This is a genomic window from Maricaulis sp. (genome assembly GCF_017642925.1).
In the GTDB taxonomy this organism is placed as follows: domain Bacteria; phylum Pseudomonadota; class Alphaproteobacteria; order Caulobacterales; family Maricaulaceae; genus Maricaulis.
Window position 1 is genome coordinate 216044 of record NZ_JAEPOL010000003.1, and the last position, 13501, is coordinate 229544.

The 13501-nt window shown below is 67.4% G+C and carries 14 protein-coding genes; 5 read left to right on the forward strand and 9 right to left on the reverse strand.

Annotated features, from left to right (window positions below):
* Positions 1-21 precede the first annotated feature (21 nt).
* Together JJ918_RS03950 and JJ918_RS03955 are read right to left on the reverse strand one after the other, a co-directional pair.
* Positions 22-786 carry an AraC family transcriptional regulator gene (locus JJ918_RS03950; RefSeq protein WP_291883547.1) on the reverse strand — a complete coding sequence of 255 codons (765 nt, stop codon included), beginning with the start codon at positions 784-786 and terminating at the stop codon, positions 22-24.
* A 79-nt stretch (positions 787-865) separates the two neighbouring features.
* Positions 866-1807, reverse strand: coding sequence for a LysR family transcriptional regulator (locus tag JJ918_RS03955; protein WP_291883550.1), 942 nt, complete (start codon positions 1805-1807; stop codon positions 866-868).
* Between the two features lie 83 nt (positions 1808-1890).
* On the opposite strand from JJ918_RS03955, the gene JJ918_RS03960 reads away from it, so the two are divergent.
* Positions 1891-2460 (forward strand): NAD(P)H-dependent oxidoreductase, encoded by a 570-nt coding sequence (locus JJ918_RS03960; RefSeq protein WP_291883553.1) that lies wholly within the window; start codon positions 1891-1893, stop codon positions 2458-2460.
* Between the two features lie 107 nt (positions 2461-2567).
* Complete coding sequence (locus JJ918_RS03965; protein ID WP_291883555.1) at positions 2568-3131, forward strand: hypothetical protein; 564 nt, start codon at positions 2568-2570, stop codon at positions 3129-3131.
* Between the two features lie 515 nt (positions 3132-3646).
* Here the strand turns inward: JJ918_RS03965 and JJ918_RS03970 are convergent.
* Positions 3647-4219 carry an acyloxyacyl hydrolase gene (locus tag JJ918_RS03970; RefSeq protein WP_291883558.1) on the reverse strand — a complete coding sequence of 191 codons (573 nt, stop codon included), beginning with the start codon at positions 4217-4219 and terminating at the stop codon, positions 3647-3649.
* A 46-nt stretch (positions 4220-4265) separates the two neighbouring features.
* On the reverse strand, positions 4266-5459 hold the full coding sequence (locus tag JJ918_RS03975; protein ID WP_291883559.1) for a phosphoserine transaminase: 1194 nt from the start codon (positions 5457-5459) through the stop codon (positions 4266-4268).
* Between the two features lie 88 nt (positions 5460-5547).
* Here JJ918_RS03975 and JJ918_RS03980 point away from each other — a divergent pair, with 88 nt between their 5' ends.
* On the forward strand, positions 5548-6684 hold the full coding sequence (locus JJ918_RS03980) for an aminotransferase class V-fold PLP-dependent enzyme (RefSeq protein WP_291883563.1): 1137 nt from the start codon (positions 5548-5550) through the stop codon (positions 6682-6684).
* Between the two features lie 190 nt (positions 6685-6874).
* Positions 6875-7780 (forward strand): DMT family transporter, encoded by a 906-nt coding sequence (locus JJ918_RS03985; RefSeq protein WP_291883565.1) that lies wholly within the window; start codon positions 6875-6877, stop codon positions 7778-7780.
* 4 nt (positions 7781-7784) lie between these two features.
* On the opposite strand, the gene thiD is transcribed toward JJ918_RS03985, so the two are convergent.
* From thiD to JJ918_RS04005, 4 genes are read right to left on the reverse strand one after another with little or no spacing between them, the layout of a single operon-like run.
* Entirely contained in the window at positions 7785-8594 is an 810-nt protein-coding gene (gene thiD, locus JJ918_RS03990) for a bifunctional hydroxymethylpyrimidine kinase/phosphomethylpyrimidine kinase (protein ID WP_291883567.1), read from the reverse strand.
* Between the two features lie 25 nt (positions 8595-8619).
* Entirely contained in the window at positions 8620-9603 is a 984-nt protein-coding gene (locus JJ918_RS03995) for a hypothetical protein (RefSeq protein ID WP_291883570.1), read from the reverse strand.
* A gap of 48 nt (positions 9604-9651) precedes the next feature.
* A complete protein-coding gene (locus JJ918_RS04000; protein WP_291883573.1) occupies positions 9652-10530 on the reverse strand; it encodes a hypothetical protein in 879 nt (292 codons plus the stop codon).
* Between the two features lie 48 nt (positions 10531-10578).
* A complete protein-coding gene (locus JJ918_RS04005; protein ID WP_291883576.1) occupies positions 10579-11469 on the reverse strand; it encodes a LysR family transcriptional regulator in 891 nt (296 codons plus the stop codon).
* Positions 11470-11566: 97 nt separating this feature from the next.
* Here JJ918_RS04005 and JJ918_RS04010 point away from each other — a divergent pair, with 97 nt between their 5' ends.
* Positions 11567-12337, forward strand: a complete 771-nt coding sequence (locus JJ918_RS04010; protein ID WP_291883579.1) for a class III extradiol ring-cleavage dioxygenase — start codon at positions 11567-11569, stop codon at positions 12335-12337.
* A 14-nt stretch (positions 12338-12351) separates the two neighbouring features.
* Here the strand turns inward: JJ918_RS04010 and JJ918_RS04015 are convergent, their stop codons facing one another.
* The gene (locus JJ918_RS04015) at positions 12352-13470 is read right to left on the reverse strand and encodes a glutathione S-transferase family protein (RefSeq protein ID WP_291883582.1); all 1119 of its coding nucleotides are present in this window, start codon (positions 13468-13470) and stop codon (positions 12352-12354) included.
* Positions 13471-13501 lie beyond the last annotated feature (31 nt).

Here is a 13501-nt window from a genome sequence, read left to right on the forward strand (position 1 = left end):
GATGCAACCCGGCGAACCGGGTCAGGCGGCGAGGAGAAAACGGCGCAGGCTGCCGGGCGTCAGCCCGGTCTGGCGTCTGAGGCAGCGCGTCATGTGCGCCTGGTCGGCGAACCCGGCCTCGGCGGCCGCGTCGCCGGGCGCCGATCCGGTGGCCAGCAGACCGACGGCGCGTCCCACCCGGCGCTGCAGCCGGTAGGCCGTCGGAGCCACGCCGTAATGGGCCGCGAACACCCGTGCGAGATAGACACGGTGCACACCGGCCTCGTCGGCAATGGCGGCGATCCCGGTCAGATCGGCAGGATCGTCCAGCCGGTCGCGGATCCGCTTCAGCCAGGCCGGTGGCGAAGTGCGGTGCGTCCTCCGGCCGGGACCGAGTCGGGCCAAGAGATCGACCACCGCGTCGCCGGCCGCATCCCCGTCCGCAGCCAAAAGCGCGTGAAGCTCGCGCATCCGGTCCGGCGGCGTATCCGGCGACCAGTGCCAGTCGTCCGGACCCAGGCCGGCCAGCGCGGCATCCGCGCCCGGCTGCAGATTGATGGACAGGATGAGCGCACCGTCGCGCCCGTGATAGCGGTTGTCATGCTCGAAACCCGCCGGCTTCAGGCCGATCCCGCGCTGATGCATTTCGCGCGAGGCCCCGCCATGTCCCTCGCTCAACCCGCCGCCCAGCAGGAAGGAGACCTGGTCGAAATCATGACTGTGCGCCCCCATGCCGAGGCCGGGGCCGTAATAGCTCAGCTTCACATTGAGCGCGTCGGTCTCGTAGACCCGCCGTGTCCGGAACATGCTGCCCATCCCGCCCGTCTTCCTCGTCGCTATAGCAACCGGATGCTCGCCAAGCCCTGATTGGATGATGACATCTTCGTCATTCCGGAACGCGCGTATCTCCGGACGCTGCAGCATCGCCATGCGCCGCGTCGATGATACCGCGTATCAGGCCGGCAACATGGCGGATCGCCGGGTCGGCGTCATTGCGCCGGTGCCAGGTCAGATCGACCATGAAACCGTCCATCTCCAGCGGCGGATCGCAGACACAGAAGCCGCTCCCGGCATTCTCCGGCAGACAGGTACTGGGCAGGAGCGCGATCATGTCGGACCGCGCGACGATTTCCGGCACCGCAAGAAAGCTGGGCACAACGATACCGACCCGCCGCTTGAGACCGCGTTCGGCCAGCCGGTCGTCGAGATGGCTGCGCCGCTCGCTGCGACCGGACACCATTACGTGCGGCCACTCCAGCCAGTTCTCCAGAGTCAGCTGCCCGGCAGCGGGATGGTCGCGCCGCAGGATGGCCCGATAGTGCTCGCGGAAGAGTTCCATGCGCACGATATCGGGGTCTGGATCGTCGACCACGGCAAGGGCCAGATCGGCGTCGCCCTGGCGCAGGGCCTCCACCGTGCGGGCCGGGCCGCGCCAGGGCTGGATCACGAGATCGATCCCCGGCGCGGTCTCCGCCAGCCTCTCCAGGAGAGGGACAATGGCCTCGCGGGCCGGCATGTCGGCCATCACCATGCGCACGACCTGTCTGAGCGAGCGCGGATCGGGGGGCGGCGGATCGAGCACCCCGGTGACCCCCGCGAGCAGGGTTTTCAACGGACCGCGCGCGGCCTCGGCCCTCGGCGTCAGCACCATGCCTGCCGCCGTGCGCTCCAGCAGGGGATCCCCGAACAGGTGCCGCAGGCGGGCGAGTGCGTTCGACGCCGCCGGTTGCGACATGCCCAGACGCAGGGCAGCCCGCGATACATGGCGCTCGTCGAGCAGGGCATCGAGAACGACCAGGAGGTTGAGATCGATCGACCTTAAATTCATAAGATGAATAGTGACTGATATCGGATATCCATTGGATCGATTATGCAGCCGCGACCAGTCTGTCCGCAAGACAGGAGGTTGCGATGACGCATACACGGATCATGCTTTTCCACCCGGATCTGACCCGCTCCACCGCCAATGCCGCGCTCGCCGAAGCGGCCTGGGGCATGCCGGGGGTCAAGGTTGTCGACATGTATGGCCGTTATGGCCGCAGCGGTGTCGACACCGACCGGGAGGTCCGCGAACTGCTCGCTGCCGACCGGCTGGTGCTGCAATTCCCGGTACACTGGTATGCCCCGCCCGCCCTGCTGCAGGACTGGCAGGCCGCTGTCCTGACCCGGATGTTCTATATCAACGCCGAAGCCGAGGGCCGCTGGCTCGAGGGCAAGCCGCTGCTGATCGCCGCGACGGCCGGCAATGTGCCCTCCGCCTATTCCGCAAGCGGCCAGAACGGGTTTGCGCTGGAAACCCTGTTGCAGCCGCTGCAGGCCACGGCGCGGCGTTGCCGATTGCGCTGGGCTGCGCCCTTCCTGCTCTACGAGGCGAACCGGTTGAAGCCGGCCGGACTCGAGCGTGCGGCCCGCGACTATCGCCGGCATCTGCGTCACTGGATCGACGAGACCGCGCCCCTGCAACTGACCGCTGCGGAATAGTCCCTGCGGCCAGCCGCGCGGATTTGCCGGTGAGTGGACGGGGGCCGGCTTGCCGGTCTCCGGCCCGCGTGCCAGCCTGATGTCAGGACCGAGCGGGGAGGCACGGCATGACGATCTTGCGGACATTGGCGGCTGCAGCTGCGCTGGCTGCAGCGCCCGTCCCGGCAGCATGGGCACAATCCGGCCCGCCGCCGGGCTGCGCCGAAGCGGTGCACGACGATTTCGATTTCTGGCTGGGCACGTGGAATGTCTACGCCCCCGATGACGGCCCCTATCAGGGCCGCAACACGATCGTGAAATCCCAGGGCGGATGCCTGATCACCGAACGCTGGGAGGGCGCCGGCGGTTCGACGGGCGAAAGCCTGAACGCCTATGACCCGCTGGCCGGCGCCTGGCGGCAGGTCTGGGTCAGCCCCGGCAATTTCATCGACTATACCGGCGGCCTCGACGCGGCCGGCGCGATGGTTCTGGAAGGCGAGATCTTCTACCCCGGCAATGGCACCCGCGCGGCCTTCCGCGGCAGCTGGACCCCGCTGGCCGACGGCACGGTGCGCCAGCACTTCCAGCAACAGGACGCAGACGGCGAATGGGCCGACTGGTTCACCGGCATCTATGTCCGCGTGGAGGACGATCCGCGGGCGGACGAGGCGGAAGCGGCGCGGACGGGTTGAGCATTTGTCAGAGCCCATGCCCCTGAACCGTCATCCCGACGAAGGTCGGGACCCAGATCACAAAGCGAGATTTGGGCTGGATGAGGTCCGGCGCGAGTTCGCATCGTAAAGACAAGTGCGAGATCGCGACGACCCAGCCTTATGAACTGGGCCCTGACTTTCGTCAGGGTGACGGTAGATGTGGCGAGGGATATCGGTACTCCCTCACTCCGCGTCCCCCTCAGTCTGCTGAAGCGGGAAACTCCCCAGCAAGCGCGCCGAGCCCTTCTTCAACACCCCTGCCTCAGTGCCTACAGACCGTCATCCTGACGAAGGTCAGGATCCAGATCGTGAAGCGAGATTGGGGCTGGATGAGTTCCGGCGCGAGCTCGCATCATAAAGACAAGCGCGAGATCGCGACGACCCAGCCTTATGAACTGGGCCCTGACTTTCGTCAGGGTGACGGCAGATGTGGCGTACGCGGTACGGCTTGAAGACTGCGGGTCCCCCTCCCCACGATGTGGGGAGGAAAATTCCTACCGTCCCCAGCGATAACCGATGCGGATGCCGGCATTGTCCAGGGCCTGGTTGCGGCCGGAGGCCAGGATCTGGCCGTGGGAGATGTGTTCGTAATAAGCGCCGACCGACCAGTGATCATTGAGATCGTAATCGAGCCCGATCGCGTTGTGGAACAGGATCTCATTGCCCATCAGCGAGCGCGTCGTGGCGAGGCGGATACGCGTCGGATCGTCCGGCGGGGAGTTCGGGTCGATATCCTCGACGCCGTCATTATAGCTCAGCCCGGTGCGGAATTCGAAATTCCAGTTCTCGGAAAACGCCCAGTTCCAGGCGAGACCGGTCGCGCCGAAATTGGTCAGCCCGTTCGTGTTGAACGAACCATAGAGATAGGGCCGCGGCGACCAGATCAGCTCGAGAAAGTCCGGCGAGGCGAACAGCGCGTCGACCGTGATGTTCGGCCCGTCCTCGACATGGTCGGCCAGATCGTGGGCCGTCACGCCGAGACGGAATTCCATCCCGCGCTCATCGTCGGCAAAAGCCGGAGCGGCCAGGCATGCAGCGGCCAGTGCGGCCAGTCCCAAACGCGTCATAAGTGTCCCCCCTCAAGAGTGTGCCGGCGCAGCGATACAGCGCCGGTCAGAGTGCGTCCAGCGCTTCACGATAGGCCCAGTCGAGCCACGGCCCCAACGCGGCCAGATCGTCGGCCTCGATGGTCGGGCCGCACCAGATGCGGATCCCCGGCACCGAAGCCCGGTGCATATTGACGTCCAGACCCGCATTCTCGCGTTCGAGCAGTGTGGTAATGCCCTTGGTCAGCGCCCATTGCTGTTCGGTATCCAGCGCGGCGGCCTCCGGCGCAACATATTTCAGCGCAACCGAGATCGGCGACCGGGCGCGCTCGTCCTCGCACAGATAGCCGGCCCAGTCCGACTGGCGCACCCAGGCGTCCAGCGTCTCGAAATTGGTCTTGCTGCGGCGGATCAGCTCCGGCAGGCCGCCAATGCGCGACCCCCATTTCAGCGCGGCGAGATAGTCCTCGACCGCCATCAGGGACGGCGTGTTGAGGGTGGAGCCCTCATAGAGCGCCATATCGGCCTTGCCGTTCTTGTGCAGCTGCAGGATCGCCGGGATCGGCCGGTCGGGGCGGAAGCTGTTGAGACGTTCGATGGCCCGCGGCCCCATCACCAGCATGCCGTGCTGGGCTTCCCCGCCCATGCATTTCTGCCAGGAGAAGGTCAGCACATCGATCTTCGACCAGTCGATATCGACGGCGAAAGCGGCGGACGTCGCGTCGCACAGGGTCAGGCCCTCGCGGTCGGCATCGATCCAGTCATAATCCGGAATGCACACACCGGCCGCCGTGCCGTTGAGCGTGAAGACCGCGTCGCGCTTGCCGTCATACTTGGAAAGATCGGGCAGAGTGCCGGCCGGGGTCTGGAAAGTGCGCAGATCGTCCAGCTTCAGCTCGTCGCGGGCATCGCTCGTCCACTTGTTGCCGAACACATCCCAGGAGAAGACGTCCGTGCCGCGCGCGCCGAGCAGCGACCACATCGCCGCTTCCATCGCACCGGTGTCCGAGCCCGGCATCAGCGCGACATGATAATCGTCGGGCAGTTCCAGCAGGGCTCGCGTACGTTCGAGCGATTCCTTGATCCGCTGGATCGCGGTACCGGCGCGGTGGGTGCGCGAGAGCGGCGCATCGGCCAGCGCTTCCCAGCTCCAGCCGGGGTATTTCTTGACCGGTCCACAGGAAAAACGCGGATCGGCGGGCCGCAGCATCGGCTTGGGATTGTCGGTGCGGGCGGGGGCGGTCAGCGTATCGTCGGCCACAGGGCTCTCCTGGCAGCGGGAAACAAAGGTGTATTCGTGACGGGCTGCACGTTGACGCCCTCTTCCCGCCGGGGCAAGAGGCTAGGCCATGATCCCGTCCCAGCGTGACCTTTTCGACATCCCGCGCGAGCGCGTCTATCTCAACACGGCCTATATGGGGCCGATGCCGAAAAGCGCCATCGCAGCCGGCCTGGCCAGCTATGCCGCCAAGGGCCAGCCCTGGGCCTATGACGTGCAGCAGGACTTCTTCGGCCTGCCCGAGCAGCTGCGCGAGCGAGCGGCGCGTCTGTTCGGTGCGCAAGCCGCCGATATCGCGCTTGTGCCCTCCGCCTCTTACGGCCTAGCCACGGCAGCGCGGAACCTGGCCCCGCAGAGGCGCTCGGAAATCCTCGTGCTGGACGGCCAGTTTCCTTCCAATGTCTATGTCTGGCAGGCGCTTGCTGCGCAGTATGGCGCCCGGCTTGTCACCGTGAAACGCCAGTCCGGCCAGGGCTGGACGGAAGCCCTGATCCGCGCCATCGGTCCGGCGACCTCGATCGTCGCCTGCCCGCACGTGCACTGGCTGGATGGCGGCCAGCTGGACCTCGCCCACATTTCCAACACGGCCCGCCGCCAGGGCGCCGCCCTGGTGCTGGATCTCACGCAGTCGCTGGGCGCTCTGCCCTTCGACATGCCGTCGATCCAGCCCGACTTCGCCGTCGCGGCGGGCTATAAATGGCTGCTGGGCCCCTATTCCACCGGCCTGCTCTACGTTGCCCCGCATCACCACGCCGAGGGCGAACCGCTGGAGCAGAACTGGATCACCCGCGAGGGCGCGGACAATTTCAGCCGTCTGATCGACTACACCGAAGCCTACGCCCCCGGCGCCCGGCGTTTCGATATGGGCGAGCGCTCGGCGATGCAGCTGGCGCCGGCAGCCCTGGCCAGTCTCGACCAGGTGCTCGACTGGGGCGTCGACGCCATCGCGCAGACTTTGGCAGAACGCACGGCCGCCATCGCCGAGGCCACAGCACCGCTCGGCCTCGCCGACGACATGATCGAACGCGCGCCGCACTATCTCACCCTGGGCCTGCCGGCCGGTGCTCCTGACGATCTTCTGGCCCGTCTGGCCGCGCGCAATATCCATATCTCCCAGCGCGGCGACCGCCTGCGCATCACCCCGCACCTGTTCAATGACGACACCGACATCGCCGCCTTCGCCGACGGGCTGAGGGCGGTGTTGTGAGGGCGGGAAGCCAACGCAAGGCTTCCCCTGCGCAGCGGGGGAAGTGGCCGAACCCGGCCTGGGGCCGGGTGAGGCCGAAGGGGGTGAGTCCATGCGCGCTGACGCGCTTGGCGCCGCTGCGCGTCGCCCCCTCAGCCGGCTGCGCCGGCAGCTCCCCCGCACGCGGGGCGAGCCCTTGCCGGAGCACGCCTTGAAGCCCGCTCATGCCCACCTGCCGGGCCTGATGGACTGGGCGGCGCTGGTCTTGCTCACCGTGCTGTGGGGGTCGGCCTTTGCCTTTATCAAGCACGGGGTGGAAACCCTGCCGCCCGGCGGGCTGATCTTCGTGCGCATCGCGCTGGCAGCCCTTTTGCTGGCCGGCTGGGCGCTGTTGCGCGGTCATCGCCTGCCGGCACTCAATGACAAGCGCTGGCTGTGGTTCGCAGGGCTGGGCTTTTTCGGGAACACCTTGCCCTTCTATCTGGTCAGCTGGGGCCAGCAATATATCGACAGTGCGCTGGCCGGCATTCTGGTGGCCACCATGCCGCTGGCGACCGTGGCGATGGCGCATGTCTTGGTCCCCGGCGAACGCCTGACCCTGCGGCGCCTCGCTGGCGTGATCACGGGCTTCGCGGGCGTTGTGCTGCTGCTGGGACCGGCCGCACTGACCGATCTGGGCGGCGCCGATGTCTGGGCCCAGCTGGGCGTGGTCGCAGCGGCGGTCTGCTACGGCATCAATGCGATCCTGGCGCGGCTGATCCCGCCGACTTCACCCTCGGTCTCCGGCGCGGGCATGCTGATCTGCGGCGCGCTCTTCGCCCTGCCTGTGGGATTGTTCGAACTGGCACAGGCCGGACCGGTCGCCCCCACCGCCTGGCTTGCCGTCATCTGGCTGGCCGCCGGACCGACGGCGCTCGCCTCGGTGGTTCTGATGCAGGTGGCGGGCACGGCAGGACCGAACTTCCTCGCCATTGCCAATTATCTCACCCCGATCGCCGCGATGATTACCGGCGTGCTGATCGGCGAGACCATCGGCTGGCATGCCGTGCTCGCCCTGGCGGTGATCCTGACGGGTGTCTGGCTGGCCCGGAAGCGGGCGGCGGATCCCGCTCGCTAGAAGGTCAGGGCCGCACCACCCACATGTGGTCCACCGGACCGTGGCCGGCGCCGAAGCCCGGCGCGCGGCGTATCGCTTCGTGCAGATAATCGCCGGCCTTGCGCACGGCTTCCGGCAGCGGTTCGCCGCCGGCCATCCGCGCGGCAATCGCCGAGGCCAGGGTGCAGCCGGTGCCGTGGGTATGCTTCGTGCGGATGCGCGGACGTTCCATCAATTCCATGCCGCGCGTGGAGACGAGCACATCGGTGACGGCATCGCCGTCCAGATGCCCGCCCTTCACCAGCGCCGCCTTCGCGCCCATGCCGACCAGCGCTTCGGCAGCCGCCAGCTGCCCCTGCACATCCTCCACCGTGAGCCCCGTCAGGCGGGCCGCTTCGGCCGTATTCGGCGTGACCAGTGTGGCCAGAGGCACGAGCCGGTCACGGATCGCAGCCTCGGTCCCGTCATCGACCAGCCGGTCGCCCGATGTGGCGATCATCACAGGGTCGAGCACGAGCGGCAGGGCCGGATCGGCGGCTTCCAGCGCCGCGGCGACGAGTTCGACAATCTCCACCGTCGCCAGCATGCCGGTCTTCACCACGTCAGCACCGATATCGTCGAGCACGGCCCGGATCTGACCTTCAACGATGGCATTGGGCACCGGATGGATGGCGCTGACGCCCAGCGTGTTCTGGACGGTGATCGCCGTGATCGCCGTCGCCGCATAGCCGCCCATGGCCGAAATCGCCTTGATATCGGCCTGGATACCGGCGCCGCCGCCACTGTCTGAGCCGGCGATGACGAGCACCCGGCCGGCCGGTTCGTCTGCTTGCATGATGAGTGTCCTGACTGGCTGGAGATCAGCGCTGCTGGAGTTCGCGCAGCCGGGCCCGCGCCCGGGCGGCCTCGGCGTCGGAGATGGCATAGGACGCCGCCTGCGAGTAGAGCTCGCGGGCTTCGGCGGTCTCGCCCTGTTCGGCCCGCACTTCGGCCAGTGCGATCAGCGCCCGGAAATCGTCCGGGGCAAAGGCGAGCATCTGTTCATAGATGATGGCCGCCGGCTGCAGCTCGCCGGTCCGCGTCAGGCAGGCTGCGTGGCGGTGCAGGCTTTCATCATCCCAGGGGTTTTCGGCTACCGCCGCACCGGTCTCGGCACACTCACCCGTCGCGTTGGACGCGGCGGCGGCCACCGGATTGGCCGGTGCTGCCGAGCTGGAAGGCGCGGGCGTATCGCTGGCCGGGGCGTGCGTGTCGTCTGCAGCCGGCGCATGCCCGTCCCCGGCATCGGCGGCATGATCGTCCACCGTACCGGCAGCGCCCGCAGCCCCGCCGGATGCGGCATGACTGTCGCTACCCGAAGCCGGCTGGCCATGGCTGGCCGCGGCGTCCGTACCGTGATCCGAGGGCGCCGCCGATACTGCCGCGGTAGTCGTCGCAGGCGCGTGTGACGGTGAGGCCGGGCGGGTCTCCGCGGCGATCGGAGCATCCAGGCTGAAACTGACGAGCACACCGCCCTGGCGCAGTTCGGCGCGAACATCCTGCCAGGCGGCGGCCTGGCCAAGTTCCACCAGGGCACCATCGGCCACCGGGGTGATCGAGACACGGCTGACGAGGTCGGCGCGGTAGGGCGACACTTCCCGGCTGCGCACGTCGACGCCCCCGATCATCAGGCTGACGCGCCCGGCCGTCTGCGACAATTCCGCCGATCGCGGCTGTTCGTCAAAGGCGAGCCAGACCTGACCGTTCAAGCCATCGGCACGGGTCAGGACATCGCGCAGCTCGGCGCTTGCCGGGCCGGCGATCAGACCGGTGCAGAGCGTGGAGATCAGAAAGGCTCGGTGCATGCGTCTTGTCCTCAACCTGTCGCGTGCCGCAAGGCTGTATCTGGCGGGCTAGCCCGCAGCAGCGGCCTGCGCCGTCGTTACCGGCACCGCATTGCAAGCGTCATAGCCCAGCGCGCCGATCAGCGTTCCATCGGCCTCGCGAACCGACTCGTAGACATAACAGCCCTCGCCGAAGTCGGGAAAGACGCCGCGCACGAATATCGGATCACCTTCCCCGAACAGCGCGTCCGCCGAATCGATCTGGCGAAGCGAATTGACCGCCCGGCCCTCGTCCCGCGTGGCGCATTCCCAGGTCTGCGTGCCGGCATCGACGATCCGCACCCCCGTTGCACCGCCACTCATCGTATAGGCCAGCGAGACATGGGCCGGCCGGTCGCCGAACTCGGCCAAGCAGGCATCGATGGCCGGCAGATAGCTCATGATATAGTTCGACCAGCGATCGTCCTGCGCCTGTTCCCGGGCACAACCGGCCTGGACCGTCTCGCCGATCCGCAGCGCCGCAAAATGCGTGAAGCCGCTTTCACCCGCCGCCTCGCAGGGGCCGGCCTGCAGCTGCAGCTCGGCCGGTTCGCCCGAAGCCGTTGTGCCGTGGAAACGCCGGACGCCGCCATCCAGATAGGGCATGGCAATTTGCAGATCCGCCGCCTGTTCTGCGCCGTCGGCATCGGCGAGAAGCAATGCGACCCGGATGGCACCGCCACTATCGTCCTCATAGGTCAGATCGCCCGACCAGCCCGACTGTCCGGTAAGTTGATAGCCAAAGCCGCGCGGTGCACCGCGCCGGTCGGCCCGCGGATGGTCGAAGACGGAACCGGCAACATCGTCCGGTCCGCCGCCCACGCCCATCATCTCGCTGCCGGTCGTCGCGCAGCCTGCCAGCAGCACCAGCGCTGTCATCGCCAGAAATCCCGTGACCTGCCGTTTCATGCCGTACCCCCTGCCTGGTCCACACGCGCCCTTATAGCGCCTGTGCGGCTAGACGACACCGTCAAACCGCTTGGCCAGATAGTCGACGAAGGCGCGCACCCGGTGCGTCATGTAGCGGTTGGACGGGAAGACGGCCCAGAGGAAGCGGTGTTCCGGCGACCAGTCCGCCAGCACGTCGATCACCTCGCCGCGCTCCAGCGCATCGACGGCCGCCCAGCGCGGCGAACAGGCCACGCCCAGACCGGCTTTGGCCGCCGACACGGCCGCCACGGCACCGTTGAGGGAGAGGCGGCCATTGACGCGGACCTCGACCTCCTCGCCCTCGCGCTCGAATTTCAGCAATTGCGGGCTCGGCTTGTTGCGGTCGATGATCATGTCGTGACGGGTGAGGTCGTCGGGATGCTGCGGCATGCCGTTGCGCTCGACATAGGCCGGCGACGCCACGCAGGACATGCAGGCCGGTGCGAGACGGCGAGCAATCAGGGCGCTGTCGGGCAGATTGCCGATCCGCACGCCGACATCGAAACCCTCATTGACCAGATCGACCATGCGGTCGGCCATCGACAGGCGCACATCGACCTTGGGCCATTCGGTCATGAAGTCGGCAATGATCGGGATCAGGCGGCGGGCACCGAAATCCACCGGCGCCGTCACGCGCAACACGCCGGCCGGTGCCAGCCGCGCGCTCGCCACGCCCTCTTCCATCGCGTCATACTCGTCGAGCCAGGGCTGAACGCGGTCGAGCAGGGCCGCGCCGGCATCGGTGAGGCGGACCGAGCGGGTCGTGCGTTCGAACAGGCGCGCCTGCAGCCGCTGTTCCAGGGCCGTGATCTGCTTGGAAGCCGCACCGGGCGTCATCGCCTCGCGATCGGCCGCCTTGGTGAAACTGCCCAGCTCGGCCACCGAGCAGAAGAGGCGCAGGGCATCGATCCGGTCCATTTATTCCTCACCAGAAAGAGAAAGCTTCGATCGGGCATACTTATCCCTTGCGGGCGAAAATACCAGATTGCGGGCTCGACTTTCCGGAGTACCCCTCATGCCCCTCGGCCCGCTCTTCATCTCGCACGGCGCCCCCGACGTGCTGACCGTGCCCTCGCCCGCCCACGACGCCCTGAAAGCGCTCGGCCTGGCGCCGCAGACCCGTGCTGTCCTGGTTGTCTCGGCACACTGGGAGACGGAGGCGCCCGTGCGGGTCCAGTCGGGCGCCACACCGGACACGATCCACGACTTTCGCGGCTTCGGCCCGGTGCTGGAACGGACGATCTATGCCGCTCCCGGATCGCCCAGCCTCGCCGCAATCACGCTCGATCTCCTGCGCGAGGCCGGTATCGAAGCGGAAGCCGAGCGGCATCGCGGACGCGACCACGGCGCCTGGGTCCCGCTCGCCCTGATGCGGCCGGAAGCCGATATTCCGGTCTTCCAGGTCAGTCTTCCCGCCAGCGACACGGCCGCCATTGCGCTGGGCCGCGCGCTGGCGCCTCTCGCGGACCGCGGCGTCCAGATCATCGGCTCGGGCTCGCTGACGCATTCACTGCGCGCATCGCTCGCCGCGGCCGAGGCGGCGGCGCCGCATCCCGGCGCCCAGGCGTTCCGCGACTGGATTGTGCCGAAAATCGCCAGCGGCGATGTGGAGGCGCTGACCGGCTGGCAGGACGCACCGCTGGCCGGTTTCAACCATCCCACGCCGGAACATTTCCGCCCGCTGCTCGTGGCGATGGCCGCTGCGGGAGCACCCGGCTCAGAACTGATCCACACCTCCTGGAGCCGCAGCGCCCTGGCCATGGATATCTGGCGGTTCGGCAGCTAAGGCATTTTCAGCAATTAACGCCCCTGGACGCAGACACGGAAATGCCGGCGCTCGAGCCGCACGGGCATGTCGAAATCGAGCAATTGCTGCGCGCCGATGCTGCGCAGCAATTCTTCCGCCTGCGACCGCGCCTCGCCGTCCAGCGAGTCCAGAAGATCGGTCACGCGCTGCAACATCCACAAGGGATAGGGAATGACCGCGCGATCGGTCTCGACGACCGTGTCGCCATGGCCGATCCTGGCCTTGTGGAAACCCAGTACACGCGGCACTTCCGCCATATCCGGGTTCTCGTCTGCCCAGGCTGCAAGGCGGTCCGCCGTGTCGATGAGAACGGGCAATTGCTGCGCAGCAAACATGCGCAGCATGGGCAGCAGGGTTTCGGGCAAATCGCCGTCCGGCAGGAAGTCGCCGGTCAGTGCGTGCTGGGGCGCATGGCAGCGCAGCGCCCAGTCGGCAACGCGCGGCGCCAGGCGGCGCATGATCTCGCCGGAGGCCGGGTCCCGCAGCAGATGCGCATAGAGCGGTCCGAGGAAGCCATAGTCGGCGATCGAGGGCCGGGAGCCGAACAGGAAGTCGTGCCGGGCCAGATGGGCCTCGAAGGCAGCGAGAAAGGCCTCATAGGCCGCCTCGACCGCCGGCACGCTGTCCGGATTGATGCCCAGCCCGGGCAGGGCGCCGGAAAAATACGCCACCGGCTTCGCAACCCGCTCCCGCTGCTCCTCCGGTGACAGATCCGGGAAGGAGAAGGCGCCGAACTCGCCATGGGCAAAGTCGCGATTATAGGCCCAGCGATAGTGCATGGCCGGGATCACCAGCCACTCATCGCCGAAGAGTTCCAGGATCAGGGCGGCCAGGCGCTGACGCACACTGTCCGGATAGACCGACGGCCCCGGCTCGTGCTGCTCGACATAATCGATGATGTCGGTCGTGTCCTGCAGGGTGAGGCCCGTGTCCGAGCCGTCATGGTGCACAACGACCGGAATGACCGACCAACCGACCCGCGGCAGGATCTCGCTCTTGTAGACCTCGCGCGTCGACATCTCTTCGCGAAACGGCACATTCTTCCAGCGCAGATAACCGCGCACCTTGCCGGTATAGAGCGACACCGCTGCACCGATCAGCGTGTAGGTCATGCTCGCCTCCCACTTTGAGCATGACCAGACT

Bases quoted from the DNA above. Each gene is read 5' to 3' on its own strand.
- JJ918_RS04005 (WP_291883576.1), bottom strand. From the start codon at position 11,469: ATGGACCGGATCGATGCCCTGCGCCTCTTCTGCTCGGTGGCCGAGCTG.
- JJ918_RS04010 (WP_291883579.1), top strand. From the start codon at position 11,567: ATGCCCCTCGGCCCGCTCTTCATCTCGCACGGCGCCCCCGACGTGCTG.
- JJ918_RS04015 (WP_291883582.1), bottom strand. From the start codon at position 13,470: ATGACCTACACGCTGATCGGTGCAGCGGTGTCGCTCTATACCGGCAAG.
- JJ918_RS03980 (WP_291883563.1), top strand. From the start codon at position 5,548: ATGATCCCGTCCCAGCGTGACCTTTTCGACATCCCGCGCGAGCGCGTC.
- JJ918_RS03995 (WP_291883570.1), bottom strand. From the start codon at position 9,603: ATGCACCGAGCCTTTCTGATCTCCACGCTCTGCACCGGTCTGATCGCC.
- JJ918_RS03950 (WP_291883547.1), bottom strand. From the start codon at position 786: ATGTTCCGGACACGGCGGGTCTACGAGACCGACGCGCTCAATGTGAAG.
- thiD (WP_291883567.1), bottom strand. From the start codon at position 8,594: ATGCAAGCAGACGAACCGGCCGGCCGGGTGCTCGTCATCGCCGGCTCA.
- JJ918_RS04000 (WP_291883573.1), bottom strand. From the start codon at position 10,530: ATGAAACGGCAGGTCACGGGATTTCTGGCGATGACAGCGCTGGTGCTG.
- JJ918_RS03965 (WP_291883555.1), top strand. From the start codon at position 2,568: ATGACGATCTTGCGGACATTGGCGGCTGCAGCTGCGCTGGCTGCAGCG.
- JJ918_RS03960 (WP_291883553.1), top strand. From the start codon at position 1,891: ATGACGCATACACGGATCATGCTTTTCCACCCGGATCTGACCCGCTCC.
- JJ918_RS03970 (WP_291883558.1), bottom strand. From the start codon at position 4,219: ATGACGCGTTTGGGACTGGCCGCACTGGCCGCTGCATGCCTGGCCGCT.
- JJ918_RS03955 (WP_291883550.1), bottom strand. From the start codon at position 1,807: ATGAATTTAAGGTCGATCGATCTCAACCTCCTGGTCGTTCTCGATGCC.